The sequence below is a fragment of the Streptomyces sp. NPDC041205 genome (assembly GCF_055591765.1).
In genome coordinates this window covers 341,164-367,786 of sequence record NZ_JBVIZH010000008.1, presented here as the reverse complement: position 1 = coordinate 367,786, position 26,623 = coordinate 341,164, and the positions used below count along the sequence as shown (strand labels likewise).

Sequence of the window (26,623 nt, the reverse complement as noted above, 5' to 3'; positions counted from 1 at the left end):
CGGGGACGAGGTTCGCCCGGTCGGCCTACGACGGCCTCCCGAGGTGTCCCGGGGGACGCGCTACGGCACCACGGTGACCGGCCAGCGCCCCGCCTTCACCAGGCGCACCGCGACCGATCCGACGATGCGGTGTCCCGCCTGTTCGGACGCGCCGACCACGACGGCGTCCGCTTTGAGCTCGTCGGCGGCACTGACCAGGCCGTTGTAGGGGTCGCCGCGGAAGGTGTGGAACTCCCAGCGCACGTCGAATATCCCCTTCACGCGCTCCGTGGCGTCGCGGATCTCGGCGATCAGGTTCTCCGCGATCGCCTCGGTGGTGTCCGCGACGGGTGCGCCCAGGGCTGCGCCCGCTGCGAGGACCGGCTGGACGTACACCACCGCGAGCAGCGCCCGCTGCCGCCGCGCCAGGCCTCCGGCATATGCCGCTGCGCGCAGCGAGGAGTCCGAGCCGTCGACCCCGACGACGATTACCTTCGGCCCGTCGGTGCCGCGTTCGAACTGATGGCCCTGCGCAGGAGCGTCTTCCGTCACCCTCCGAGGCTAGCCCAGGTCCCGGGGCAACCGGGCCCGGGGCCCTGGGGTGGGGCGCCCCGTAAGGGGCGCGGGGAACTGCGCGACCAGCCCCCACAAAGCCGCAGACGCGTCTGCCGGGATCTCAGCAGACGCGTCTGCGGATTTTCGCGCGCCGAGCGCGCAGTTCCCCGCGCCCCTTACGGGACGCACCTCGGCCCCGAGAGCGGCGGCCGACGGGCGGCCCGGGCCCGGGGTTCCTAGAGTCGGATGCATGAGTGAGTCCGCGGCCGAGCCGGGCGCAGCCCCCCGCGCGGCGGAGCGACGCCGCACCCTGGCCAAGGTCCCGGAGGGCTTCGCGGTCTTCTTCGGCGCCCTCGGCCTGTTCTGCGCCGTCCTCGCCGTCATCGCGCCGCTGCGGCACCTGCTGCGGCCGGTGATCCGCTTTCTCGACCTGATCACCGTCCCCGTCAGCGCGAACCTCGCGTACGCCGTCTTCCTCTTCCTGCTCGCCGCCGCCATCGCGGCCCGCAAGAAGGTCGCGTGGTGGCTCGTCGTCATCTACCTGGGCCTGCTGCTCGCCTTCGACGTGCTCGGCATCGCCCTCGGCTACTGGGCCGAGTCGGTGCCGTCCCTGGTGGTGTGCGGCGTCGCGCTGGTGTTCCTGATCCTGGCGCGCGGCGAGTTCTACGCCGACTCGCGGCGCGGGGCCGTACGGCGGGCCGTCGGCGTGCTCGCCGCCGGGCTCGGCGTCGCGGTGCTCCTCGGCTGGGGGCTCGTCGAACTGTTCCCCGGGACGCTGCCGCGCGGCGAGCGGCTGCTGTGGGCGGCCAACCGCGTCTGCGGCGGGCTCATCCACGGCCACGACTACTTCGACGGCGCGCCGCCGCGCCCGCTGTTCTTCTTCCTCGGCCTGTTCGGCGCGCTCGCGCTCCTGAACGCCGCCATGACGCTGTTCCGCTCGCAGCGCATGGAGGCGGCGCTGCACGGCGACGAGGAGCCCCGCATCCGCGCCCTGCTCGGCCGGTACGGCGACCAGGACTCCCTCGGCTACTTCGCGACGCGGCGCGACAAGGCCGTCGTCTTCTCGCCCAGCGGCAAGGCGGCCGTGACCTACCGCGTCGAGGCGGGCGTGTGCCTGGCCAGCGGCGATCCCGTCGGCGACCGGGAGGCCTGGCCGCGCGCGATCGACGCCTGGCTGGACGTGGCCCGGCGCTACGCCTGGGCGCCCGCGGTGATGGGCGCGTCCGAGGAGGGCGCGAAAGCCTTCGCCCGCGCCGGGCTCGGCGCGCTGCAACTCGGCGACGAGGCGATCCTGCACGTGCCCGACTTCGACCTGGACGGCCGCGACATGCGCGTCACGCGCCAGGCCGTCAACCGGGTCCGCCGCAGCGGCGCCACCGCCCGCGTACGCCGCCACTCCACCCTCACCGACGAGGAGATGGAGGAGATCATCGACAAGGCGGACGCCTGGCGGGACACCGAGACCGAGCGCGGCTTCTCCATGGCCCTCGACCGGCTCGGCGACCCCGAGGACGGCGACTGCCTGCTGGTCGAGGCCCTGGACGCCGACGGGCGCCTGCTCGCGCTGCTCTCGCTCGTGCCCTGGGGCCGCGACGGCATCTCCCTGGACCTGATGCGCCGCGACCGCAGCGCGCCCAACGGCGTCATGGAGTTCATGGTCGCCGAACTGTGCGCGGTGGCGCCGAAGTTCGGAGTGAGGCGGATCTCGCTGAACTTCGCCGTGTTCCGCTCGGTGTTCGAAGAGGGCGCCCGGATCGGCGCGGGTCCGGTGCTGCGCCTGTGGCGCCGGCTGCTGCTGTTCTTCTCCAAGTGGTGGCAGCTGGAGGCCCTGTACCGCTCCAACGCCAAGTACCACCCCGAGTGGTACCCGCGCTTCATCTGCTACGGCGACACCGGCCCCCTCGCCCGCATCAGCCTCGCCTCCGGGATCGCCGAGGGCTTCGTCTCCGTGCCGTCGCTGCGCAAGCTGTGGGGCAAGGGCCACACCAAGCCCCGCGGCGTCACCAAGCCCGTCACCACCGAGGGCCTGCCGCCCCTCACCGCGCTCGGCCTCGGCGCCGCCGCCGACGACACCGCCCGCGACCCCGTGGAGTCCCTGCCCGAGCAGATCCGCGTCCGGCACCGCACACTCGACCGGCTGCGCGCGGACGGCGTCGACCCCTACCCGGTCGGCATCACTCCCCGCACCCACGAACTCTCCGCGATCCGCCCGGACATGACGGGCGATCAAGTGACGGTCGCGGGCCGCGTCATGCTCGTACGCGACTTCGGGGGCGTCGTCTTCGCCGTGCTCCGGGACTGGTCCGGCGACCTCCAACTCGCCTTCACCCGCGACCGGTCGGGCCCGGACGTCCTGGACGCCTTCACCGCGGGCACCGACATCGGCGACCACATCGTCGCCACCGGCGAGGTCGGCCGCAGCGACTGCGGCGAGCTGACCGTCTTCGCCGCCTCCTGGCAGCTCACCGGCAAGTGTCTGCGCCCGCTGCCCGACAAGCGCCGCGGCCTCACCGACCCCGAGGCCAAGGTCCGCCGCCGCTATCTCGACCTGGTCGCGAGTCCCGCCGCCCGCGACGCCGTGCGCGCCCGCTCCACCGCCGTCCAGGCCCTGCGCCAGGGCCTGCTCGACCGCGGCTATCTGGAGGTCGAGACACCGATGCTCCAGCAGATCCACGGCGGCGCCAACGCCCGCCCCTTCAACACCCACATCAACGCCTACGACCTCGACCTGTATCTGCGCATCGCCCCCGAGCTGTACCTGAAGCGGCTCTGCGTCGGCGGCATGGAGAAGGTCTTCGAGATGGGCCGCACCTTCCGCAACGAAGGCGTCTCCTACAAGCACAACCCCGAGTTCACGATGCTGGAGGCCTACCAGGCCTTCGCCGACTACGACGTCATGCTCGACCTGACCCGCGAACTCATCCAGGGCGCCGCGACCGCCGCCTTCGGCACCCCGATCGCCCGCAGGACCGCCGCCGACGGCACGGTCACCGAGCACGACATCTCCGGGTCCTGGCCGGTCAAGACCGTCTACGGCGCGCTCTCCGAGGCGCTGGGGGAGGAGGTCGACGCGGACACGGAGCTGCCCGCCCTGCACCGGCTCTGCGACCGCGCGCACGTCCCGTACACGATCGACGACGGCCGCGGCGACATCGTCCTGGAGATGTACGAACGCCTCGTCGAGGAGCCGACGACGCTGCCCACGTTCTACAAGGACTTCCCCACGGACGTCTCTCCGCTCACCCGCCAGCACCGGGCCGACCCGCGCCTGGCCGAACGCTGGGACCTCGTCGCCTTCGGCACCGAACTGGGCACCGCCTACTCGGAGTTGACCGACCCCGTCGAGCAGCGCCGCCGCCTCACCGCGCAGTCGCTGCTCGCCGCCGGGGGAGACCCCGAGGCCATGGAGCTCGACGAGGACTTCCTGGACGCCCTGGAGTACGCCATGCCTCCCACCGGAGGGCTCGGCATCGGCGTCGACCGGCTCGTCATGTTCCTCACCGGCCTGACCATCCGCGAGACCCTGCCGTTCCCACTGGTCCGCCGCCGCTGACCGGCCCGCCGCCGCGCACGGCCCGGCTGGTCCCATCGGGTGCATTCACGCGCCCCGCCGGTGTCGCGGAGGTGCCGCGGCCTTCGGCCATGCGACGGATTAATGATGAAAACCGATCAGATGCCTTCGGGGCGCCGGGCGCTGCTCCGCTGTGCCGCCGTGCTCGGCGCGGCCACCACGGCCCGGCTCCTGACCGCGGACACCGCCGCGACCCCCGGCCGGGCCTCGTCCGCGACCGCGGCGGCCGGACCAGCCGCGGGGCCGCAGTCCGGCCGCCTGCCGAAGTCCCCGGCGCGGGCCTCCGCGTACCGGCTGCGTCCCATGACCGGGTACGGGCCCCAGCGTGGCGCCCCCGCACGCCCGCCGGTGCGCCGCGCGCCGATCCTGCGGCTGCCCGGCCGCGTCCGCTCCATGGTCCTGAGCTTCGACGACGGGCCCGACCCGCGCTACACCACGGACATCCTGCGCACCCTGCGGCGGCACGACGCCCGCGCGATGTTCTTCGTGTGCGGGGAGATGGCGGCGGCCCACCCGGACCTGCTGCGCGCGATGGTCGACGACGGGCATGTGATCGGCAACCACACCTGGAGCCACCCGCTGCTTCCGCGCCTCTCGCGCGAGTCGATCCGCCGCCAGATGGAGCGCACCTGCGACATCGTCGACGCCACGGTGGGGCGGCCGCCGGAGTGGTTCCGCGCCCCGTACGGCGCCTGGAACCGGGCGGCCTTCGAACTCGGCGCGGAGCTCGGCATGGAGCCCCTCGCCTGGACCGTGGACACCCTCGACTGGCGCACCCCCGGCACCGGCACCATCGTGCGCCGTGTCCTCGGCGGCGCGGGCCCCGGCGTCGTGGTGCTCTCGCACGACGCGGGCGGCGACCGCTCGCAGAGCGTGCAGGCGCTGCGGGCCTATCTGCCGGAGCTGGTGGACGCCGGGTACCGGCTCACCGTGCCCAGCCGGTACCGCGTCTAGGCGCGGTACCGGCCGAGGCGTCCGGGCGCCGGGCCGGGCCGAGGCGGGCGGGCAACACGGAAGGGGGCGCGGGCTCTGTGCCCGCGCCCCGGTCGTGGCGGCCGCCCGGCCGGGGCGCGTCAGCGCACCTCGACGAGGCGGGCGAACACCACGACGTTCCCGTCGTAGCCGTTCTGCTTGGAGAAGCCGCCGCCGCAGGTGATGACGCGAAGTTCGGGCGTGGCGCCGCTCGCGTACACACGGCCGCCGGGGAAGTTGTTCTTCTCGAAGACCTCGATGCCGTAGATCTCGAAGACGGCCGTGCGCCGGTCCTTGCGCAGGACCTCGACGCGGTTTCCCTTCTTGAGCGAGCCGAGGCCGTAGAAGACGGCGGGCCCGCGCTGATTGTCGACGTGCCCGACGACCACGGCCGTGCCCTTCTCGCCCGGCGACACCGCGCCGGTGAACCACCCCGCCAGATTGGGGTCGTCCGGCGGCGGCGCGTCCACCCAGCCCTCCGCGTCCAGGCCGACCGCCATCACGGGCGCGTCGACCCGGATCGCCTTGACGCGGACGCGGTCGGCGGGGGAGAACGCCAGCGGCGCGGGGCCGTCCGACTTGGCGGGCGCGCGGTCCGCCGCCGCGGCCGACGCGGGCTGCGGCGGGCCGACGTCGAACTCGCCGGAGCCGTTGCGGATCAGGGCGAGACCGGTCAGCAGGACCAGCGCCATGACGCCCCACGGCGCGCGTTTCCGCTGCCTTTCCTCCTCGTCGAATTCTTCCGAAGGCTGGGACGAAGACATTCTCTATCCCCTCTCAACGCGGCATTTCGGCCGCGTCCATTGCGCGTGGGAAAAACGCTATGCGCAGCGCGCGCGGCGTGCGAAAGGGCGGGAGCGAACGGGTGGCGACAGACAGGGGTCTGCGCCATCCGAGTCGTCGCCCGCAGGAAATTTCTGACGGTCCGTGACCTGCGGCAATATCCGCTCGCGCGGAGGCGCCCCGGCGTGTCACCTCACCAGGACGGCCGATTCCCGAAATGCGGCTGCATGCAGGGCGTCTGAGGGTCTATCTGGGAGGCGCTCTCGCCGATCGACCGGGGAAATGGTGTCCCCGGGGCGCCTGCCGCGGAGGAAGATACCCATGCGCAATTCTCGTGCTCTGGCGGCCGTGGTCGCCGCAGGCGCCCTGGTCGGGTTCGCGGCGCCGTCCGCCGCGGCCTGGGCGGAACCGAGCAACATCGTCGCCATGCCCAGCGTCATCGCCCGGGGCGGCCAGCTGACGGTCACCGTCGACGGCAGCTCCTGCAGCTCGCCCGGCAGCTACGTCGAGTCACCGGCGTTCCCCCGGACCAACCTGAAGCACATCCCGGGCGGCTCCACCGCGAGCGCCACGGTCACCGTCAACCACAACGCCCACCCCGGGGCGTACGACATCACGGCGAACTGCGGCGGCAAGCCCCTCACCCGGCCCGCCGCCTTCACGGTCATCCACGGCGGTGTCCGCGGCGGCATCGGCGGCAGCACCACGTCCGGGGCGACGCGGACCGACATGGCGATCGGTGGGGCCCTGGTGGCGGCCGCGGCTGTCGGCGGTGGAGTGTTCTGGATGCGCCGCCGGTCCGAGAGCAAGGCCTGACGGCTCCCGCGGTCGGACGGGCCGTCACGCCCCGTCCGGCACCCACACGGCCGACCGGCCCGGCGCGTCCCCTTCCGCGCCGGGCCGGCCGCCTGCGCCGGGGTGGGTCAGGACTCGTCCTGGCCGGTGCGCCGCCGGGTCCAGTAGTACGCCGTGCCGAGGACGCCCGCGATGAGGGCGCCGCCGAGGGCGAACTGTTGGCCGTCGAAGCCGCCGGAGCTGCCGCCGACGCCGGCCTTGACGCCCCGGGTGTGGTGCGGGGTGGGGTGGTGGCTGGGGCTGCTGCTGGAGTGCCCGCCGACGATGGTCAGGTCGGTCGTGCCCGACTCCTGGCCGCAGGTGAACGTCACCTCGTACATGGCACCGGGCTTGGCGTCCCAGAAGACCATCGCGGTGGCCGACGACTGGCCCTTGGGGATGGTCACGTCGTCGAAGACGCCCGACGTCACCTTGGTGTTGTGCTCGCAGCCGTCGACGCTGAGCGTGACCTGGCCGCCCGCGGCGATCGTGGACGGCGTGACCCGGAAGCCGAACGACGTGATGTTCTCCTCGCCCGCGACGGCCGCGGACGCCGGGGGCGCGGTGAGGGTGAGGGCGGTGGCGGTCAGCAGAGCGGCCGAAGCGACGCGTATCGCGCGCATGAGCAATTCCTCCGGGTCCCCGAGGAGCAGCCGCGGACCTTCTTCCGCTTGCGCCTGATATGCACCTCGATGTCCCGAACGCTAGGCAGGGCCCGGGACACCCGCGATCGGTGTCGTGCGAACGGGGCATTCCTGTGGGCCGGACAGGGGAACGCGACGGCGCGGCGTGGCGGTGCGGGCGCGGGGATGTGGCACGGCGTCAGGCGTGGGCAAGGGCCGGGCGGACCCGGTCGGGCGGGGCTGAAGGCGGACCGGGGCGGAGGGTGGACTTCCGGCGCTCGCGGGTCCGCGCGGGTCACACACCGTGTGCTCGCCGCGCACACATTGGCCCGGCGCACACACTCCCCGTGAGGCGGGGGTGGGGGGTTTGATGACGCATATGCCGCACGGATGGAACGCCACGGGGGAAAACGGGGGCGTCCGGCGGCTGGGCCACCGGTACTTCCCCAGGGCCGGTGGCCCCCGCGGCCGCCGGGCGGGATCGGATCCGTGCCTCCCGAAGGGTTGGTCCCGGCCCGGCCCTGCGCCGCGCCCGCGGCCGCCGACCCGCCGGACACGGCCGGGCGCGCGTCCCGGACTCGTCCTAGCGCGCGTCCGGGAACAGTGACTCGAACGGCTCCGCCGTCGCCGCGATGCCGCGGCTGTAGGGCGCGTCGAAGTCCCAGATGAGGAAGAGCAGGAAGGCGATCAGGGCGGAGAAGAGCCCGGCGAGGATCAGTTCGCGGGCGGTGCGGCGGATCTGGAGGGCGAAGATGAGGCCCACCGTGACGAGGCCGCCGCTGATGAGGCCGAACCAGACGACGCCCGGCATGGTGGCCCCCGCGCTGTCGGCGCGGGCGCCGCGGGCGTCGTCGGCGAGCGCGACCTGGTCGATCAGGGGCTGGTAGGCCTGGGCCTGGAAGTCGGACTTCGGTTCGAAGTCGGTGACATCGTGGCGCAGCCGGGCAAGCAACTCGTCCCCGCGCTCGGTCAGCTCGCTGTGCTTGGTCATGGTGTCCCACTCGGTGGTCACGACATGGCCGACATACGCCCGTACATCGGCACGGATCCGATCCCGGGCCTCCTGCGGGTACACCCGGACCCGTTCATTGACCTCGTGCAGGGCCTGGGCCTCGGCACGCACATGATCCTGGGCGGCGCTGCGGGCCTCCCACACGCCGGCGATGGCGAGGCCGAGGACGATGGCGTACACCACGCCGATCATCATCGTCATGTACTCCATGACATCCGGAGTTTCCGAAGTGTCGTAGTCCGTGGAGGTTCGTCGGTGCCGGAGCACCACGATGACGAGGACGACGGCGCAAGCGGCGGCCATCGCGAGGGTGAGAACAAGCCATTCCGACAAGGGTTCCTCCGGCGGTCAGCGCGGTCGCAGGGCGGCGACGGCGAACACCGCGGGCGCGGTGACGAGCAGGGTGAGCGAGACCAGGGACGGCCCGCCTCGGGGCGGCTGCTTGCGCGGCGGCGCGTGGTACATGGGGTAGGTGACGGGCTGGGGTGACGGGGCGGGTCGACGGGTCCTGGGGGCGGCCGGGGGAGGGGGTGTGACCTGGGGTTTGACGGCCGGTGGGGGAGCGAGGGGCGTGCGGGGCACGGGTGGTGCGGGGGCCGCGCGGGGTGGTGGCGGCGCGGGCGCCGGGGGTGGTGGCGGCTCCGGTGGCGGCGTCGGCTTGGGGGTCGGGGCCGGGGTGGGTGCGGGGGTCGGCTTCGGTGGTGTGGGCTTGGGGGTTGGTGTGGGTTTGGGGGGATGGGTGGGCTTGGGGGGCTTCGGGGTGGGTTTCGGTGGCGTGGGCTTCGGCTTCGGCGGGGGTGTGGGCGGCGGCGTGCACCCCGGCCCGCTCCCCGCGAAGACGACCCCGCCCTGACCGGTCGACGCGGACGCGCACGCGTCGGCGGGCGCCGCCGCGGCGCCCGCCGGTGCGCCGAGGAGCCAGGTCAGGGTGAGCAGCGCGAGGGCGCGCGTAACGGGGGCCGTACGGCCCCTGGAGGATCCGGGCACGATCGAGATCATGGACCGCGCGCCCCCTCGCGCGGGCGCGAGCGGGCGTCGAATCGTCCGAACGTGGGAGCGGCCGTACGCGGGTTCGCGCGCCCTGGAGCCATCCGGGTGCCGACGCGACCCTTTCGGCGGCGCGGGAAACTTTTTTGAGACCGCGTTGAACGCTGCGCCCGGTCCCGCCCGTACCTAGGGCCATGCGTGACGCAGCAGGCGTCGCCGGGCGCTACTGGCGTCACAACAGTCAAGCACACAGCGGGAGTTGAAGATGCAGCATGTATCAGGGGGTTCCCCCAGGGCCTGGCGGAGCGCCTCGCTCGTAGCGGCAGCTGCGGCCATGCTGGCGCTGACGACGGCGTGCGGTCAGGAGAAGGGGGAGCAGACCCCCAAGGGTCAGAACGTGGGCAACGAGGCCCCGGTCAAGGACGGGGCGGGTGCGGGTGACGGCTACGGCTCGGGCGGTGGCTACGGCTCGGAGTCCGGGAGCGGCGCGAGCAAGGCCAAGGCCGCCGGGCAGTTGGCCGTGTGGGACAGCAAGAAGCTCGGCAAGGTCGTCACCGACAGCGCGGGCTTCACGCTCTACCGGTTCGACAAGGACACCGCCGAGCCCCCCAAGTCCAACTGCGACGGGGCCTGCGAGACCGCCTGGCCCGTGGTGGCGGCCAAGGGCGCCAAGGCCGCCCCCGGCGTCGACAAGTCGCTGCTCGGCGAGGTCACCCGGTCCGACGGCAGCAAGCAGCTGACCATCGACGGCTGGCCGATGTACCGGTTCGCCAAGGACGCCAAGCCCGGTGACGCCAAGGGTCAGGGCGTGGGCGGCACCTGGTACGCCGCGGCGCCCGACGGGAAGAAGGCCGCGCCCGCCGCCGACTCGGGCGCGGACTCCGGCGGCGACGCCGCCAAGCCCGCCGACCTCGCCGGACTCTCCACCCGCAACGACCCCGAGCTCGGCGAGATCGTCGTCGACAAGAACGGCATGACCGTCTACCGCTTCACCAAGGACTCCGCCTGGCCCATGAAGTCCGCGTGCACGGGCGCCTGCCTGGAGAAGTGGCCCGTGGTCAAGCCGGTGGCCAAGAACGACACCAAGGGCATCCTGAAGAAGGGCTTCGTCACCTTCAACCGCCCCGACGGCCTCAAGCAGCAGACGATCGACTGCTGGCCGCTGTACACGTTCGCCGGAGACAAGAAGCCCGGCGACACCAACGGGCAGGGCGTCGGTGGCACCTGGTTCGCGGCCGCCCCCACCGGCAAGGCGGTGGGTGCCACGAAGTAGCCCAAGCACTCCATCGGGCACGGCGGCCTCCCCCCCCCGCAGCCTCCCCCCACGCCGACCGGTCCGTTCCTTCCGCACCAAAGGGAAGGAATGGACCGGTTCTTTGGGCTGTGTACGGCACTTGCCATAGGCAGTGACCGAGAACGGACGGCCAATTTCCGTTTTGACTCGCTCCGTTGGCTGACGATCAGTAGCCTCACCTTCGAACACCGGCTCGCCTTGACTACGCCTAAGCCCTGGAGTGTTGATGGAGCGTCCCGACTGGGCCCCGCCGGGCATCGACATCACGATGCCGAGCGTGGCCCGGATGTACGACCACTATCTGGGCGGTTCGCACAACTTCGAGGCGGACCGGGAGGCCGCGCGCAAGGCGATGGAGTTCATGCCGGGGCTCCCCAAGATCATGCAGGCGAATCGTGCCTTCATGCGCCGAGCAGTGCGTTTCTGTGTCGACGAGGGCGTCACTCAGTTCCTCGACATCGGCTCCGGGATCCCCACGTTCGACAATGTCCACGAGGTCGCGCAGCGGGCCGAAAGCGCCGCGCGCGTCGTCTACGTCGACCACGATCCGGTCGCCGTTGCGCACAGCCGTGCGGTTCTCGAAGGCAATGACCAGGCCGCTGCGGCCTACGCGGATCTGCGGAAACCCCGCGACATCCTGGGCAGTTCCGAAGTCGGAAGCCTCCTGGACCTCGATCGGCCAGTGGCGCTTTTACTGGTGGCCATACTCCACTTCGTCGAGGACGCGTACGATCCCTACGCGGCGGTCGCCGAACTGCGGGACGCGCTGCCGCCCGGCAGCCTGATCGCCGTGACGCACGCCTCGTACGAAGGGATACCGGTCCCGCAGGAACAGGCCGACGGGACCGTCGGCGTGTACAAGGACATCCGCACTCCATTGATCATGCGATCGCGTGCCGAGATCGCGCGGTTCTTCGAGGGATACGACATGGTGGAACCCGGCCTCGTGCCGATGCCGCACTGGCGGGCCGACACGGAGCTCGCGGAGGAGGACCCCTGGTCCTTCTCCGGGTTCGCCGGCGTGGGGCGCAAGCGTTGAGCGCGGACCAGGACGGGCCGGAGGACAGACTGCGCAGGTTCGCCACCATCTGGAGCCGCGCACTGTTCCCGGTGACCGCCACCTCGCTCACCCGCCCCGAGTTCGAGAGCCAATTGCTGCCGCTCGCCCGGCAGTTGCGGTCAGCCCTGGAGGAGCGGGTCTTCCGCGCCGCCGGGAGCGAGGCCGTGGGCGCCGCGCTCGTCGGGGCGCACTGCACCGAGCCGGAGGCCCTGAGCCGCACACTCGACGTCGTCGACGCCTACCTGGTGCTGTACTGCGGGGCCGCCGCCACCGACGAGGGCGCGGCCGCCGAGGCCGGTACCGGTGACCGCGAGGAGCTGCGGGCCCGCTGCTCCCGGATCCAGCACGCCGTCGCCGCCGGGTTCGCCCGGGCGCTGCGCGAGCGCACCCGCGCCGAGCAGGAAGCCATATCCCGGGCCGCCCTCGACGCGCGCGGCACCGTCGCCGAGGCCCTGCACGCCAGTGAGGCGCGGTTCCGCGCGGTCTTCCACGGCGCCGCCATCGGCATCGGCATCGCCGACCTCAGGGGCACGGTCCTCGAGGTCAACGACGCCCTGATCCGCATGTTCGGCGGCCTGGAGCACCAGTTGCGCGGGCGCAACGTGGCCGAGTGGACGCACCCCGACGACTCCCCGCACGTCTGGCGCCTCTACGAGGAGCTGGTGCGCGGCGACCGCGAGCACTACCGCGTCGAGAAGGCCTTCTACCGCCCCGACGGCACCGTCCTGTGGACCAATCTGACGGTGTCCCTGCTGCGCGACGCCGACGGTGTGCCGCAGTACCAGCTGGCGCTGATGGAGGACACCACCGAGCGCCGCCTGCTCAATCTGCGCCTGCGCTACGAGGCCACCCACGACGCGCTCACCGGCCTGCCCAACCGGACGCTGTTCTTCGAGCGCCTGGAGAAGGCCCTTTCGGCGGGCGAGGGCGCCCGCTTCGGGCTGTGCTACCTGGACCTCGACGGCTTCAAGACCGTCAACGACAGCCTCGGGCACGCGGCGGGGGACCGCCTCCTCGTCGAGGTCGCCGACCGCCTCCAGGCCTGCGCCACCGCCCCCGGCGAGATGGTCGCGCGACTCGGCGGCGACGAGTTCGTGGCGCTGACCACGGGTGCCGACACCGAGCACGAGGTCGACGAGCTGGCCGGGCGCATCATGAACGCGCTCGCCACCCCGATCCGCGTCGACGGACGCGAACTGACGGTGCGTGGCTCCATCGGCATCGTCGAGGGCCCCGCGGCCGAGCGCGGCGCCGCCGAGGTGCTGCGCAGCGCCGACATCACGATGTACCGCGCCAAGCACGCGGGCGGCAACCGCTACGAGCTGGCCGACCCGGAGGCCGACGCCCGCGCCATCACCCGGCACGGTCTGACCACGGCCCTGCCGGTGGCCCTGGAGCGCGGCGAGTTCTTCATCGAGTACCAGCCGCTCGTGCACCTCGGCGACGGCAGCGTGCGCGGGGCGGAGGCCCTGGTGCGCTGGCTGCACCCGCAGCACGGCGTCATCAGCCCGGACCGCTTCATTCCGCTCGCCGAGCACACCGGTCTCATCGTGCCGCTCGGACGCTGGGTCCTTGAGCAGTCGGTGCGTCAGGCGCGCGCCTGGGAGGCGGCGACCGGGGCGGAGCAGTGCGCCGGCCCGCTGCGCGTCAACGTGAACCTGTCGCCGTGCCAGCTCACCCACCCCGGCCTGGTCTCCGACACCGTCGAGATCCTGGAGCGCGCGGGCCTCGCGCCGGGCTCCCTGTGCCTGGAGGTCACCGAGTCCGCGCTGATCGGCGCCGACGACGACCTGCTCAAGCCGCTGCGCAGGCTCGCCGAGATGGGCGTGGACATCGCGCTCGACGACTTCGGCACGGGCTACTCCAACCTCGCGAACCTGCGCCGCCTGCCGGTCAGCGTCCTCAAGCTCGACCGCGCCTTCACCCAGGGCATGCAGCACTTCCCCGCCGACCCGGTCGACCTGAAGATCATCGAGGGCATCGTGTCCCTCGCGCACAGCCTGGACCTGGCTGTCACGGTCGAGGGCGTGGAGACCGGCGCCCAGGCCGACCAGTTGCGCGAACTGGGCTGCGACACGGCCCAGGGCTGGTACTACGCCCGGCCTGGCCCGCCGGACCGGCTGCACGAGCTGGCCCTCGCGGACGCGACGTGAGCTGGCGGGGACGCCTTGGGTGTGGGCGTCTCCCCGGTGCTGGGGGGCCTTGGCCTCGGCGTTGATGTGGCGTGGCCTTGGCGCTGCGGGCTGCCGCCTGGTGCTGTGAGCGCGGCCGCGGGTGGTTCGTGGTTGCTCGCGCAGTTCTCCGCGCCCCTTCGGGGCGGCTCCGGGGGTGCCCCTGATCTTGCGGACGCGGCTGCGGGTGGTCTGTGGCTGGGCGCGCAGTTCCCCGCGCCCCTTCGGGGGCTGCCTCCGTCACGGGCGTTCGGGTGCCGACGACGTCGCCGACGGTGACGGGCTGGGGTTCTCGACGGGGGACGTGACGTTGTTCGCCCAGGTCGTCGCGAGCACGGTGGCCACGGCCGCCATGGTCGCGACCAGGACGGCGCTCAGCGGCGTGGCGAGCGACGACAGGCGGCGGAAGTTGCGGATGTGGCCCCACAGCAGGTCCGCGCGGCGCACCAGGCGTACCTCCCAGTACAGGGCGAGCCCGAGAGCGAGGACGGTGCTCTGGGCGAGCAGCAGGAACACCGAGAGCGCGACCGGGCCCTGCGGCACCCGCAGCCGCGGCACGAGCAGCAGCACCTGCACCGCGGACATCACCAGCCACAGCCAACCCGCCTTGCCCACGGGGGTGTTGCCCCGCAGCCACGGATACAGGTACCCGTACACGAAGCCGTGCGCGAGCCACACGCAGGTCGGCGCGCCCGCGACGGTCACCGCCTCCGGCACCCCGCTGTAGCCCTGGGCCTGCCATGCCGTCCACGCCGTCCACGGCAGGCTGAGCAGCGCGGTGGCGGCCGCCGCGGTCAGGCCGTTGTTCCAGGCGGTGCGGCCCCCGGAGCCGCCGAGCGCGACGCTCTTGAGCTGCGCCGTCTCGTCCGCCGCGTCCCCCGCGGTGGGCCTGCGCAGGCTCTGCCACTTGTCCTCCCAGTCGTCGGCGGGCAGGGACGTGTCGGCGAGGGTGCCGCGGGACGACGTCAGGAAGCGGTGGCGCCCCTCGGCGAACAGCAGGGCGCGGGCCAGGGAGTTGAGCAGCCGGGCGTGCGCGGCGCCGGTCAGGCGGTGCAGCCTCTTCGCGTGCTCCGCGCGGGCGGGCGGCAGCACCAGATGGGCGCCCGCCCAGGCCATGAACAGCGCGGCGGCGGTGGTCCAGTACGGCAGCCAGGTGTCCGGGGCGCCGATCACGGTCGCGGCCGCGGCGAACAGGAGCAGGGTGACGCAGTCGCGCCGGGCGCCGGGGCCGAGGCGGCGGGGCTCGGTGCCGGTGGAGTAGAGGTGGGCGACGAGCACGACGACGGCCGCGCACCACATGATCTGGGCGCCGGGCGCGAGGGTGCGCACGCCGTAGATGAAGTCGTCGCCGGGCCACTGGCCCGCGAGTTGGGCGAAGAGGTCGCTGGTGGGCGGGCGCTGCGGCTTGCGCAGGGTCGTCCACCACGGGAGCAGGGCGGTGACGAGGACCGCGCCCAGGGCGAGGCGGCCCCGCCAGCCGGGCCGGATCAGCGGCGGAAGCAGCGGGCAGGTCAGCAGGAGCAGGGCGGTCACCCAGGGCACGGGCAGCAGGAAGGCCAGGGGCCAGGAGACGCCGACGGTGCGGTCGTCGATCGTCCAGGCGTTGTCGGTGGGCGACCACTGGAAGTCCCAGGGCAGGACCTGCAGGACGACGGAGGTGGCCACGGCCGTCCAGGCCGCCACGGCGAGCGGCGCGGCCCAGGGGCGCGCACCGCTCCCGCACAGGCCGAGCCGCAGCGCCGCGTACACGGCGCCGGCCGCGACGGACGCGGTGACGAGGCAGGTCACCACCGCCCGGGTCCAGCCGTCGGCGCCCATGAGCCAGGCCATCAGGACGAGGGCCACGGCGGGGGCGGCGAGCATGCACAGCTCCCAGCGGCGCGGGAAGCGTCCGCCGCGCAGGTGCAGGGTGACGGTGACCGCGAGTACCGGCAGGACGAACAGGATGGTGCCAAGGAGCGTGCCCTGGGTGCGGGACTCCAGCGGCAGGGTGTTGGTCATCAGCGAGGTTTGCGGGTAGCTGACGGATCCCCACAGCCAGAACAGCACCCGCCACTTGGTGGAGTAGGCGTGCAGGAGCAGCGACCCGACGGCGAGGAGCAGCGCGGTGACGGTGACGACGATGGCGGCGCGGGTCCGCCGGGGGCTCGCCGCGGAGCGGCCCGGCGCGGTCAGGAAGGCCGTGAGCGCCCCGCCGGCCACGGCGCCCAGGGCGAGCAGGGACAGCAGGGCCTCGGGGCTGCTGCCGGGGCGGACCTGCCAGACCGGCGGACCCGTGTCCTTCTTGGGTGCCGGAGGGCGCACGAACTCGGCGGTGACGAACGTCGACGTGCGCCGCTCGGGCTGGGGCAGCGTGAGCTGGACGGTGCGGGCCGTCTGGCTGGAGGGCTGGCCGTACACGCTGAATCCCCAGCCGTGCGGGACGTCCAGGCTCCACCGCCAGCGGCCCGGAGGATTGGGCACCAGGTGTCCCTTCGCGTCGGGGGCCCGAGAGTTGAGGGCGAAGGAGATCCGACGGCCGGGTGCGAGATCGGCGAACGTGACGCCGTGCTCGGCCGTGACCGTCACCACGCCGCGCGCGGACGCCTGGCTGACAGTGCAGCGGGAGGGGAAGGCCGTTTCCGTCTCCTTCACGGCGGGCCGCATCGCGACGAGGGTGCCGTATCCGCCTGGGACGGCGTTGGACACCTGGCTGAAGGCGGTCGGCGTGGGCCGGAGCCGTTCGACGAGGGGGTCCGACTCGCGCAGCCGGAGCCGGTAGCGCGCGGTGACCCGCCAGTCGTCGCCCTTCGCCCGGCTGATGCGTACGGAGATCTCGCCGCTGCCGCCCTTGCCCGGCAGGAGCTTCGGATCCGCCACGGGCAGGGCCGCGTTGCCCGGAGGCACGATCATCCCCCGCTGCGTCTGCCAGCGTTCCAGGTTCTGCGCGGCCACCTGCCGCCGCGTGGTGTCCCCCCACTCGTCCGACGCCCACACGGCACACCCCACGACCACCGCGCACAGCAGCACCACCACCGCCCTCCGGCCCGCGGTCACCGCTCTGCTCCCCGTCGTCGTGCCCCCGCCCGCAGCTGTTGCCATGGGCGCCCCCTCCCGCTCACGGACGGCCAGGTTAGAGCCGGGCGCACACCTTGGGGGACCCGTCGGATGGCGTGAAATACCCAGCGCACAGGGCATATTGGGGGGCGCGCGTGGGGGCGCGCGCCCCTTGGGGCGACCCTTGCCGGGGCGTCACGACACGGCTACCTCGCCAGCAACATTCGTTGCAGCTCCCGCGCCGCCCGCGGCGGCGCGACATCGCTGCGGTGGGCCAGCGCGATGGTGCGGCGAAGGCGCGGCCGGGACAACGGCGTCATCCGGAGCCCGCTGCCCGCCCGCTCCGCGACCATGCGGGGGACGACGGCGACACCGAGCCCCGCGCGGACGAAACCGAGCACAGCGTCCATCTCGCCGCCCTCGACGGCGAATTCGGGCTCGAAGCCCTCCGCGCGGCACGCGGCGACCGTCAGCTCCCGCAGGTCGTAGCCGTGCCGGAACATCACGAGGCGCTCGCCCTGGAGGTCGGCGACGCGCGCGGTCGCGCCGAGGTCGGGCGCGTCCGGCGACGACACCACCACCAGGTCCTCGCGCAGCAGCTCCACCGTCGTCAGGGCGGGCGACGGCGTCGGCAGGGGAAGCACCACCAGCGCCAGGTCCAGGGCTCCGCGCGCGAGCTGGCGCACGAGGTCGTGGCTGCCGCCCTCCTCGATCAGGAGCTGGATGCCGGGGTGCCGGTCGTGGAAGTCGCGCAGGACCTGCGGAAGCAGCCCCGTGCAGACGCTCGGGGTCGCCCCGAGCCGCACCCGGCCCCGGCGCAGCTGGGCCAGCTCCTGCACCTCGATGCGGGCGGTGTCGGCGTCGGCGAGGATGCGGCGGGCCAGCGGGAGCAGCGCCTCGCCCGCGTCGGTGAGCGCGATGTTCCCGCGCGCCCTGCTGAACAGCTCGGCGCCCAGCTCCTTCTCCAGGGCCCGCACCTGCTGCGAGAGCGACGGCTGGGAGACGTGCACCTGCTCGGCGGCCCGCGTGAAGTGGCGGGTCTCGGCGACCGCGACGAAGTACAGAAGCTGCTGGAACTGCATGGGCACCACGATAAGCCATGCATAGGGAAGGCCTATGGAGATGAGCGCAACCATCTCTTGGACTGATCGGGACCTTCGGCCGTAGCGTTCCTGGCATGGCTCTGGCAACGCGGACGGACCGACGGCCGTCACTACCGCGCACGGTGTGGGACTCCACCGTCGGCAAGAAGACCGTGATGGCGGTGAGCGGCCTGATCATGCTGCTCTACCTGGTCGCCCACATGATCGGGAATCTGAAGATCTTCTTCGGTCCCGGCGACTTCAACCACTACGCGCACTGGCTGCGCACCCTCGGCGAGCCCGTGATGCGCTGGGAGTGGACCCTGTGGGTCGTCCGCGTGGGACTCGTAGCCGCCGTCGTCGCGCACGCCGTGTCCGCGTACCAGCTCAGCCGTCGCGACATCAAGGCACGCCCGAGCAAGTACGTGCACAGGAAGCCGCGCTCCAGCTACGCGACCCGCACCATGCGCTGGGGCGGGATCATCCTCGGCCTGTTCATCGTCTGGCACATCCTCGACCTGACGACGGGCACCGTGCACCCGGGCGGCTACGAGCACCTGCACCCGTACCAGAACGTCATCGACACCTTCTCCACCTGGTACGGCAACGTCATCTACATCACGGCCGTGATCGCCCTCGGCTTCCACGTCCGGCACGGGTTCTGGAGCGCCGCCCAGACCCTCGGCGTGGGCAACGCGACCCGCGACCGCTTCCTGAAGATCTGCGCAGGCGGCCTCGCGCTGCTGCTGACCGTGGGCTTCGTCTCCGTACCCGTCGGCGTCATGACCGGAGTGGTGAGCTGACCGATGAACGACTTCGTTGAGTACACCACCGGCGAGCCCGTCGTCGACACCAAGGCCCCGAAGGGGCCCGTCGCCGAGCGCTGGGACACCCGCCGCTTCGAGGCCAAGCTGGTCAACCCGGCCAACCGCCGCAAACACACCGTGATCGTGGTCGGCACGGGCCTCGCGGGCGGCTCCGCGGGCGCGACGCTCGCCGAACAGGGCTACCACGTCGTGCAGTTCTGCTACCAGGACTCGCCGCGCCGCGCGCACTCCATCGCCGCGCAGGGCGGCATCAACGCGGCGAAGAACTACCGCAACGACGGCGACTCCGTGCACCGCCTCTTCTACGACACCGTCAAGGGCGGCGACTTCCGCGCCCGTGAGTCCAACGTGCACCGCCTCGCGCAGATCTCCGTCGAGATCATCGACCAGTGCGTGGCGCAGGGCGTGCCGTTCGCCCGCGAGTACGGCGGCCTGCTGGACACCCGCTCCTTCGGCGGCGTCCAGGTGTCCCGCACGTTCTACGCCCGCGGCCAGACGGGCCAGCAACTCCTGCTCGGCGCGTACCAGGCGCTCTCGCGCCAGATCGCCGCCGGGAACGTCGAGATGCATCCGCGCACCGAGATGCTCGACGTGATCGTCGTCGACGGCCGGGCCCGCGGCATCGTCGCCCGCGACCTCATCACCGGCAGGATCGACACCTACTTCGCCGACGCGGTCGTGCTCGCGTCCGGCGGTTACGGCAACGTCTTCTACCTGTCGACGAACGCCATGAACTCCAACGCGACGGCCGTGTGGCGGGCCCACCGGCGCGGCGCGTACTTCGCCAACCCCTGCTTCACGCAGATCCACCCCACCTGCATCCCGCGCACGGGCGACCACCAGTCCAAGCTCACCCTGATGAGTGAGTCGCTGCGCAACGACGGCCGTATCTGGGTGCCGAAGGCCAAGGGCGACAAGCGGCCGGCCAACGAGATCCCCGAGGGCGAGCGCGACTACTACCTGGAGCGCATCTACCCGTCCTTCGGCAACCTCGTGCCGCGCGACATCGCGTCGCGTGCCGCGAAGAACGTCTGCGACGAGGGCAGGGGAGTGGGCCCCGGCGGCCAGGGCGTGTACCTGGACTTCGCCGACGCGATCCGGCGCATGGGACGCAAGGCGGTCGAGGAGAAGTACGGCAACCTCTTCGACATGTACGAGCGGATCACCGCGGAGAACCCCTACGAGGTGCCGATGCGGATCTACCCCGCCGTGCACTACACGATGGGCGGCCTGTGGGTCGACTACGACCTCCAGACCACCGTGCCCGGCCTGTTCGCGATCGGCGAGGCCAACTTCTCCGACCACGGCGCGAACCGCCTCGGCGCCTCCGCCCTGATGCAGGGCCTGGCCGACGGCTACTTCGTCCTGCCCTCCACCATCAACGACTACCTGGCGCGCAACCCGCACAAGGACGAGGTCGACGCCGAACACCCGGCCGTCCGGGAGGTCCTCGCCGAGACCGAGGACCGGCTCAACCTCCTCCTCGCCGTCGACGGGGACCGCACCCCGGACTCCTTCCACCGCGAACTCGGCGAGCTGATGTGGGAGTTCTGCGGCATGGCCCGCACGGACTCGGGGCTGCGCAAGGCCCTGGAGCGCATCCCGCAGATCCGCGAGGAGTTCTGGCGCCGCATCAAGGTGCCCGGTACCGGCGAGGAGTTCAACCAGTCCCTGGAGAAGGCGAACCGCGTCGTCGACTACCTGGAGCTGGCCGAGCTGATGTGCCTCGACGCGCTGCACCGCGCCGAGTCCTGCGGCGGCCACTTCCGCGAGGAGTCCCAGACCCCGGACGGCGAGGCCGCCCGCGTCGACGAGGAGTTCTCGTACGCGGCCGCCTGGGAGTTCACGGCCACGGGCGACGCCCCGGTGCTGCACAAGGAAGCCCTGACCTTCGAGTACGTCCACCCCACTCAGCGGAGCTACGCATGAAGCTCACCCTGCGCGTCTGGCGCCAGAAGAACGCCGACGCCGACGGCGCGATGTCCACGTACGAGGTGGACAACATCTCCTCCGACATGTCCTTCCTGGAGATGCTCGACACCCTCAACGAAGAGCTCATCGTCAAGGGCGAGGAGCCGGTCGCCTTCGACCACGACTGCCGTGAGGGCATCTGCGGCGCCTGCTCGCTCGTCATCAACGGCGACGCGCACGGCCCCGAGCGCACCACGACCTGCCAGCTCCACATGCGGTCCTTCGACGACGGCGACACCATCGACATCGAGCCGTGGCGGGCGGCCGCCTTCCCGGTCATCAAGGACCTGGTCGTCGACCGCTCCGCCTTCGACCGCATCATCCAGTCCGGCGGCTACATCAGCGCCCCCACCGGCGCCGCCCCGGAGGCCCACGCGACCCCGGTGCCGAAGCCGGACGCCGACTTCGCCTTCGAGCACGCCGAGTGCATCGGCTGCGGCGCCTGCGTCGCGGCCTGCCCCAACGGCTCGGCGATGCTCTTCACTTCCGCCAAGGTCAACCACCTCAACGTGCTTCCGCAGGGCGCCCCCGAGCGCGAGACCCGCGTCCTCGACATGGTCGCCCAGATGGACTCCGAGGGCTTCGGCGGCTGCACCCTCACCGGCGAGTGCGCGACGGCCTGCCCGAAGGGCATCCCGCTGCCCTCGATCGCGGCGATGAACAAGGAGTGGCTGCGGGCGACGCGGAAGGTGCGCTGACGGCCCGCCGGGCGAAGGCGGGCGCCGACATGCCGCTGGGAGAAAGGGTGCTGACGCCGCGTCAGTGGGCGGGCCCGCGCGGTCGCAGGTCCGCCCCGTACACCGTCTCGTAGTCCGGCACCACGAGCCGCGACTCCGGACTCGCCTCGCGCACCCGCGCGACGAAGTCGTCGAGGGCCGTGCCGTCCTTGCGCGGCGGCTCGCTCAGCGGCTTCTCGAAGTCGTCCCAGTGCACCGGCACGACCACGCCGGGGCGGCCGAGCGCCGCGAGCAGGCGCGGCACGTAGCGGTACGTCGACCCCGTCGACGCCACCGCGATCATCGCCAGGTCCGGGGCGAGCCCCGCGAAGGACCGCTCGTCGAAGTCGCTCGCCCCCATGAACAGCGCCGACGGCGCGCCGTCCGGCGTCACCTTGAAGGCCAGCGTGTCGCCCTCCGGCAGGTCCGCGATCGTCCGGGGCGCGGTCGCGGGCGGCGCGGTCAGGGTGCCGGGCGCGAAGTAGGAGTACGCGGCGTTGCGGCTGTGCCGCGAACTCGCGACCTCCACCACGTACCCGTCGAAGTCGAGCACCTCACCGCCCTTGACGACGACGAGTTGCGCCGCGTCCACGCCGAAGGACCGCAGCACGTGGTACGTCGTCTCGGTGCCGATGACCCGCGCACCCGTGGCCCGCGCGAGGAAGGGCACGTCGTTGAGGTGGTCCCAGTGGGTGTGCGTGACGCAGATGACCTCGGGTGTGCCCGCGTGCCTGCGGACCAGTTGCTTGTCGGTGCGCAGGCGTGTGGCGGGGTCGAAGGCGCCGTTGAACAGGCCGGTGTCGAAGCGGGTGATGTAGGGGTCGACGAGCACGGTGGCCGCCGTCGGCTTCTTCTGCGCCTGCCCCCGTTGGATGTCGATCCGCCACCCCGAGGTGCCGAGCCAGCGGTACGTGACGGAGCCCGCCCTCCGCGTACGACCGGCCGTAGGCGCGGCGTCGGCGACCGCGGTCCCCGAAAGCATCGGCGCGGCCGCCCCGAGGGCGGCGCCGCGCAGGAGGGTGCGGCGGCCGGGTCGTGAGGATCTCCCGTTGGTGTCCATGACGGCAGCGAAGCAGGTGACACGCTGTCATGTCCAAGAGTGAATTGGTCGCGCATTGATATGAGTTGAGATATCACCGCAGGCCAGCCCGTCCGTGTGGCACTGCACGCTGGTCCCTAGGGGGTGTCCGGTGCGTCGTCGGCGGCAGCGGTTTCGTGGTCGGCGGAGTGCGTGGCCAGTTCGGTGGCCCAGGCGACGGACCAGTCCACGAGGGGGCTGAGTGCTGCGCGGGCCCCTCGCCCCAGCGAGGTGAGGGCGTAGTGGCCTTCGGGGGTCTGGTGCACCAGGCGTGCCTCGATCAGCTCGACGAGGCGTTGGCGCAGCACGCTGGACGACATGTCGCCGCAGCGCCGGCGCAGGGCACGGAACCCCAGTGCGCCTTCGTGGAGTTCCCACACCACACGCAGACTCCACCGGCGGCCGAACAGATCGAGCGCGGCCATGAGCGGGCTTCCGGTGGCCGAGCCGCGCACCGGCCGTCCTGGTGTCGGTGTGACCATCGTGCTCCTCCCGCGCTCCTGGAGACCCATGCCCCTGGTGATTCGAATTCCGAAACACTAGCATCGCGGGTGGTTCGGAAACCGAAGCACTCGCGCGAGGAGGACCGCATGACGTTGACCACGCCGTTGTGTCGGCAACTGGGCATCGAGGTACCCGTGGTGCAGGCGCCCATCGGGTCCGCGGTCACCCCCGAGCTGGTGGCCGCGGTGGCGGGCGCGGGAGGGCTCGGCAGCCTCGCCCTGACCTGGGTCGGCGCCCAGGAGGCGGTGTGCCGGATCCGCCAGGTTCGGCGCCTGACGCCGAAGCCCTTCGCCGCGAACCTGGTCCTCGACTTCCCGGTCGACGAGCTCCTCGACGTCTGCCTGGCCGAGGGCGTGCCGGTCGTCTCGACGTTCTGGGGCGACCCCGCGGGCGTTGCCGAACGCGTGCACGCGGCCGGTGCCCTGCATGTGCACACGGTCGGTTCCGTCGCTGAGGCCGAGGGCGCGGTGGCCGCGGGCGTCGACGTGATCGTGGCCCAAGGATGGGAAGCGGGCGGGCACGTTCGCGGCGAGGTCACCACGATGGCGCTCGTGCCCGCGGTCGTGGACGCCGTGCACCCGGTGCCGGTCATCGCGGCCGGCGGCATCGCCGACGGGCGCGGGCTCGCCGCCGCACTGGCTCTCGGGGCCCAGGCCGGATGGCTGGGCACCCGATTCCTGACGGCGTCCGAGGCGGCCACGCACGAGGTCTACCGTCACGCCGTGATCCAGGCGGCACCGCAGGACGCGGTGCGCACAGGGTGCTTCGACGGCGGCTGGCCCGACGCCCCGCACCGCGCGTTGCGCAACTCCACACTCCGGGCCTGGGAGGCCGCGGGCCGTCCAGCGGCGCCGAACCGCCCGGGCGAGGGTGCCGTGGTGGCCCGGAGCGCCGACGGGCGGGCCTGGTCGTGTTACGACGACATGGTCCCCGTGCCCGGCATGGCGGGCGACGTGGAGGCGCTCGCGCTCTACGCGGGCCAGAGCGCCGGACTCGTCCATGGCGTCGCCCCGGCGGGACGGATCGTGGCGGACATCGCTGCCGATGCGGCGGCCCTCACTCCAGGGCCCAGGGCTGTCCGATGAACCGACACCCTGCGCAGCAGCACCCGGGCCGACTCGCGTGCTGGTCGAGACCCCCGGGCTATCGCCCCAGCGCCCGCGCCAGATACGGCCCTGTCCGGCTCCCGGCGACCCTGGACACGTCGGCGGGCGTCCCCGCGGCGACCACCTGCCCCCCGGCGACACCACCCCCGGGCCCGAGGTCCACCACCCAGTCCGCCCCGGCCGCCACAGCCATGTCGTGCTCGACGACGACCACGGAATTGCCCCCGTCGACCAACTCGTGCAGCCGCCCCACAAGGACCTCCACATCCGCCGGGTGCAGCCCGGCGGTGGGCTCGTCGAGGAGGTAGAGGGTGTGGCCGCGCCGCACCCGCTGCAACTCGCTGGCCAGCTTGATCCGCTGGGCCTCCCCACCGGAGAGCTCCGTCGCGGGCTGCCCGAGCCGCAGATAGCCGAGCCCGACGTCGAGGAGCGTGCGCAGGCTGCGCAGCACGGCGGGGGTGTCGGCGAAGAAGTCGGCGGCGGCCTCGACGGTGAGGTCGAGGACGTCCGCGACGGTCAGCCCGGCGTGGGTGACCTGAAGGGTCTCGGGGTTGTAGCGGGCGCCCCCGCAGTCCGGGCAGGGGGCGTACGTGCTGGGCAGGAAGAGCAGCTCCACGCTCACGAACCCCTCGCCCTGGCACGTCTCGCAGCGCCCGCCCGCCACGTTGAAGGAGAAGCGCCCCACGCCGTAGCCGCGCGCCCGCGCCTCGTCCGTCTCGGCGAAGACCTTGCGGACGACGTCGAAGAGCCCGGTGTACGTGGCGAGGTTGGAGCGCGGTGTGCGCCCGATCGGCTTCTGGTCGACGCACACCAGACGGCCCACCCCCGCGAGGTCCTCCGTGATCTCCCCGATCAGCGTGGACTTGCCGGAGCCCGAGACCCCCGTGATAGCGGTGAACGCGCCGAGCGGGAACTCCGCGGTGACGTCCCGCAGGTTGTGCCGCGAGACCGGCCCCACCTTCAACCAGCCGCGCGGCTCCCGCACCTGACGTACCGTCATGGGAGCGTGGTCGAAGAGGAAGCGTGCCGTCGCCGAATCCGCCACCTGCTCCAGCTCCGCCACCGGCCCGCTGTGCAGCACCCGCCCGCCGTGCTCGCCCGCGCGCGGGCCCACGTCGACGAGCCAGTCGGCGTGTCGCATCACGTCCAGGTGGTGCTCGACCACGAACACCGAGTTGCCCGCGGCCTTCAGCCGGTCGAGGACGGTGAGCAGGGACTCCGTGTCGGCGGGGTGCAGCCCGGCCGACGGCTCGTCCAGGACGTACACGACACCGAACAGGCCGGAGCGCAACTGTGTGGCCAGGCGCAGGCGTTGCAGCTCGCCCGCCGAGAGGGTGGGGGTGGCACGGTCGGGGGAGAGGTAGCCGAGGCCCAGCTCGGTGATGGTGCCGATGCGGGCGAGCAGGTCGGCGGTCAGCACCTCGGCCGTGTCCGCCCCGGCTGTTCCCGAGCCCGAACCAGCCGCTTCCTCAAGGCGCTTGGCCAGCTCGGCGAGCGGCAGCGCGGACAGCTCGGCGATGGTGCGGCCCGCGAACGTGACCGCCATCGCCTCGGGGCGCAGCCTGCTGCCGCCGCACGCCGGACACGGCTCGCTGGCCAGGAAACGCTCGGCCTTCGTGCGCAGCGTCTGGCTCTTGGAGTCGGAGAACGTCTTCATGACGTAGCGTCGGGCACTCATGTACGTGCCCTGGTACGGGCGTTGGATGCGCCCCGCCTCGCGCACCGGGTGGACCGTGACGACCGGCTGTTCGTCGGTGAACAGGATCCAGTCGCGGTCGGCCTGCGGCAGTTCGTGCCACGGCCGGTCCACGTCATGGCCGAGGGTGTCGAGCACGTCCCGCAGGTTCTTGCCCTGCCAGGCGCCGGGCCAGGCGGCGATCGCGCCCTCGCGGATGGACAGCGAGGGGTCGGGGACCAGCAGCTCCTCGGTCGTGCGGTGCACCTTGCCGAGGCCGTGGCACTCGGGGCAGGCCCCGGCCGCCGTGTTCGGCGAGAACGCATCGGAGTCCAGCCGCTCGGCGCCCGCCGGGTAGTCGCCCGCGCGCGAGAACAGCATCCGCAGCGAATTGGAGAGCGTCGTGACCGTGCCCACCGACGAGCGGGAGGTCGGCGCCGCGCGCCGCTGCTGGAGCGACACGGCGGGCGGCAGCCCGGTGATCTCCCCGACCTTCGGCGCGCCCACCTGGTGGATCAGTCGGCGTGCGTACGGGGCGACCGACTCGAAGTAGCGCCGCTGCGCCTCCGCGTAGATCGTCCCGAAGGCCAGCGAGGACTTCCCGGAGCCGGAGACGCCGGTGAAGACGGCGAGGACGTCACGCGGGACGTCCACGTCGACCCCACGCAGATTGTGCTCGCGGGCACCCCGGACCCGTACGAAGGGGTCGTGCTCGTGGGCGGGGCGGCTGTGCATGGGCTGGCTCCGTACCGGGCTCGGGGGCAAACCCCACGATTCTAGGCCGGGG

19 protein-coding genes are annotated in these 26,623 nt (G+C 72.5%); 10 read left to right on the top strand and 9 right to left on the bottom strand.

All coding sequences use genetic code 11. The features are described 5' to 3' along the window. Positions 1–60: 60 nt before the first annotated feature. Entirely contained in the window at positions 61–531 is a 471-nt protein-coding gene (locus tag ACZ6BG_RS31400) for a universal stress protein (RefSeq protein WP_469007620.1), read from the bottom strand. A 253-nt stretch (positions 532–784) separates the two neighbouring features. Between ACZ6BG_RS31400 and lysX the strand changes: the two genes are divergently transcribed. Then, complete coding sequence (gene lysX, locus ACZ6BG_RS31395) at positions 785–4,087, top strand: bifunctional lysylphosphatidylglycerol synthetase/lysine--tRNA ligase LysX (protein WP_469007619.1); 3,303 nt, start codon at positions 785–787, stop codon at positions 4,085–4,087. A 105-nt stretch (positions 4,088–4,192) separates the two neighbouring features. Then, positions 4,193–5,059 (top strand): polysaccharide deacetylase family protein, encoded by an 867-nt coding sequence (locus ACZ6BG_RS31390; RefSeq protein WP_469007695.1) that lies wholly within the window; start codon positions 4,193–4,195, stop codon positions 5,057–5,059. A gap of 119 nt (positions 5,060–5,178) precedes the next feature. Here the strand turns inward: ACZ6BG_RS31390 and ACZ6BG_RS31385 are convergent, their stop codons facing one another. Then, entirely contained in the window at positions 5,179–5,841 is a 663-nt protein-coding gene (locus ACZ6BG_RS31385; RefSeq protein ID WP_469007618.1) for a class F sortase, read from the bottom strand. Between the two features lie 340 nt (positions 5,842–6,181). Here ACZ6BG_RS31385 and ACZ6BG_RS31380 point away from each other — a divergent pair, with 340 nt between their 5' ends. Continuing rightward, the gene (locus tag ACZ6BG_RS31380; protein ID WP_468460724.1) at positions 6,182–6,676 is read left to right on the top strand and encodes a hypothetical protein; all 495 of its coding nucleotides are present in this window, start codon (positions 6,182–6,184) and stop codon (positions 6,674–6,676) included. Between the two features lie 107 nt (positions 6,677–6,783). On the opposite strand, the gene ACZ6BG_RS31375 is transcribed toward ACZ6BG_RS31380, so the two are convergent. Together ACZ6BG_RS31375 and ACZ6BG_RS31370 are read right to left on the bottom strand one after the other, a co-directional pair. Further along, a complete protein-coding gene (locus ACZ6BG_RS31375; RefSeq protein WP_469007617.1) occupies positions 6,784–7,317 on the bottom strand; it encodes a hypothetical protein in 534 nt (177 codons plus the stop codon). Positions 7,318–7,900: 583 nt separating this feature from the next. Beyond that, complete coding sequence (locus tag ACZ6BG_RS31370; RefSeq protein WP_469007616.1) at positions 7,901–8,662, bottom strand: bestrophin-like domain; 762 nt, start codon at positions 8,660–8,662, stop codon at positions 7,901–7,903. A gap of 919 nt (positions 8,663–9,581) precedes the next feature. Here ACZ6BG_RS31370 and ACZ6BG_RS31365 point away from each other — a divergent pair. From ACZ6BG_RS31365 to ACZ6BG_RS31355, 3 genes are all read left to right on the top strand, one after another. Next, a complete protein-coding gene (locus tag ACZ6BG_RS31365) occupies positions 9,582–10,589 on the top strand; it encodes an SCO0930 family lipoprotein (RefSeq protein ID WP_469007615.1) in 1,008 nt (335 codons plus the stop codon). Positions 10,590–10,836: 247 nt separating this feature from the next. Next, on the top strand, positions 10,837–11,649 hold the full coding sequence (locus tag ACZ6BG_RS31360) for an SAM-dependent methyltransferase (RefSeq protein ID WP_468460714.1): 813 nt from the start codon (positions 10,837–10,839) through the stop codon (positions 11,647–11,649). Then, the gene (locus ACZ6BG_RS31355) at positions 11,646–13,823 is read left to right on the top strand and encodes a putative bifunctional diguanylate cyclase/phosphodiesterase (RefSeq protein ID WP_469007614.1); all 2,178 of its coding nucleotides are present in this window, start codon (positions 11,646–11,648) and stop codon (positions 13,821–13,823) included. The genes ACZ6BG_RS31360 and ACZ6BG_RS31355 overlap by 4 nt, the downstream gene beginning before the upstream one ends. Positions 13,824–14,081: 258 nt before the next feature. Here ACZ6BG_RS31355 and ACZ6BG_RS31350 read toward each other — a convergent pair whose 3' ends face one another. Together ACZ6BG_RS31350 and ACZ6BG_RS31345 are read right to left on the bottom strand one after the other, a co-directional pair. Then, a complete protein-coding gene (locus ACZ6BG_RS31350; protein WP_469007613.1) occupies positions 14,082–16,922 on the bottom strand; it encodes a hypothetical protein in 2,841 nt (946 codons plus the stop codon). A 161-nt stretch (positions 16,923–17,083) separates the two neighbouring features. Continuing rightward, complete coding sequence (locus ACZ6BG_RS31345; RefSeq protein ID WP_469007611.1) at positions 17,084–17,959, bottom strand: LysR family transcriptional regulator; 876 nt, start codon at positions 17,957–17,959, stop codon at positions 17,084–17,086. Positions 17,960–18,054: 95 nt separating this feature from the next. Here ACZ6BG_RS31345 and ACZ6BG_RS31340 point away from each other — a divergent pair, with 95 nt between their 5' ends. From ACZ6BG_RS31340 to ACZ6BG_RS31330, 3 genes are read left to right on the top strand one after another with little or no spacing between them, the layout of a single operon-like run. Then, positions 18,055–18,762, top strand: a complete 708-nt coding sequence (locus ACZ6BG_RS31340; RefSeq protein WP_469007610.1) for a succinate dehydrogenase — start codon at positions 18,055–18,057, stop codon at positions 18,760–18,762. A 3-nt stretch (positions 18,763–18,765) separates the two neighbouring features. After that, the gene (locus ACZ6BG_RS31335) at positions 18,766–20,715 is read left to right on the top strand and encodes a fumarate reductase/succinate dehydrogenase flavoprotein subunit (RefSeq protein WP_469007608.1); all 1,950 of its coding nucleotides are present in this window, start codon (positions 18,766–18,768) and stop codon (positions 20,713–20,715) included. Further along, on the top strand, positions 20,712–21,455 hold the full coding sequence (locus tag ACZ6BG_RS31330) for a succinate dehydrogenase/fumarate reductase iron-sulfur subunit (RefSeq protein ID WP_469007605.1): 744 nt from the start codon (positions 20,712–20,714) through the stop codon (positions 21,453–21,455). The genes ACZ6BG_RS31335 and ACZ6BG_RS31330 overlap by 4 nt, the downstream gene beginning before the upstream one ends. Before the next feature lie 61 nt (positions 21,456–21,516). Here ACZ6BG_RS31330 and ACZ6BG_RS31325 read toward each other — a convergent pair whose 3' ends face one another. Together ACZ6BG_RS31325 and ACZ6BG_RS31320 are read right to left on the bottom strand one after the other, a co-directional pair. Next, the gene (locus tag ACZ6BG_RS31325; RefSeq protein ID WP_469007604.1) at positions 21,517–22,533 is read right to left on the bottom strand and encodes an MBL fold metallo-hydrolase; all 1,017 of its coding nucleotides are present in this window, start codon (positions 22,531–22,533) and stop codon (positions 21,517–21,519) included. A 116-nt stretch (positions 22,534–22,649) separates the two neighbouring features. Next, positions 22,650–23,033, bottom strand: a complete 384-nt coding sequence (locus tag ACZ6BG_RS31320; RefSeq protein WP_469007603.1) for a winged helix-turn-helix transcriptional regulator — start codon at positions 23,031–23,033, stop codon at positions 22,650–22,652. A 108-nt stretch (positions 23,034–23,141) separates the two neighbouring features. On the opposite strand from ACZ6BG_RS31320, the gene ACZ6BG_RS31315 reads away from it, so the two are divergent. Further along, positions 23,142–24,140, top strand: coding sequence for an NAD(P)H-dependent flavin oxidoreductase (locus tag ACZ6BG_RS31315; RefSeq protein WP_469007601.1), 999 nt, complete (start codon positions 23,142–23,144; stop codon positions 24,138–24,140). A 58-nt stretch (positions 24,141–24,198) separates the two neighbouring features. On the opposite strand, the gene ACZ6BG_RS31310 is transcribed toward ACZ6BG_RS31315, so the two are convergent. Continuing rightward, on the bottom strand, positions 24,199–26,571 hold the full coding sequence (locus ACZ6BG_RS31310) for an ATP-binding cassette domain-containing protein (RefSeq protein WP_469007600.1): 2,373 nt from the start codon (positions 26,569–26,571) through the stop codon (positions 24,199–24,201). Positions 26,572–26,623 lie beyond the last annotated feature (52 nt).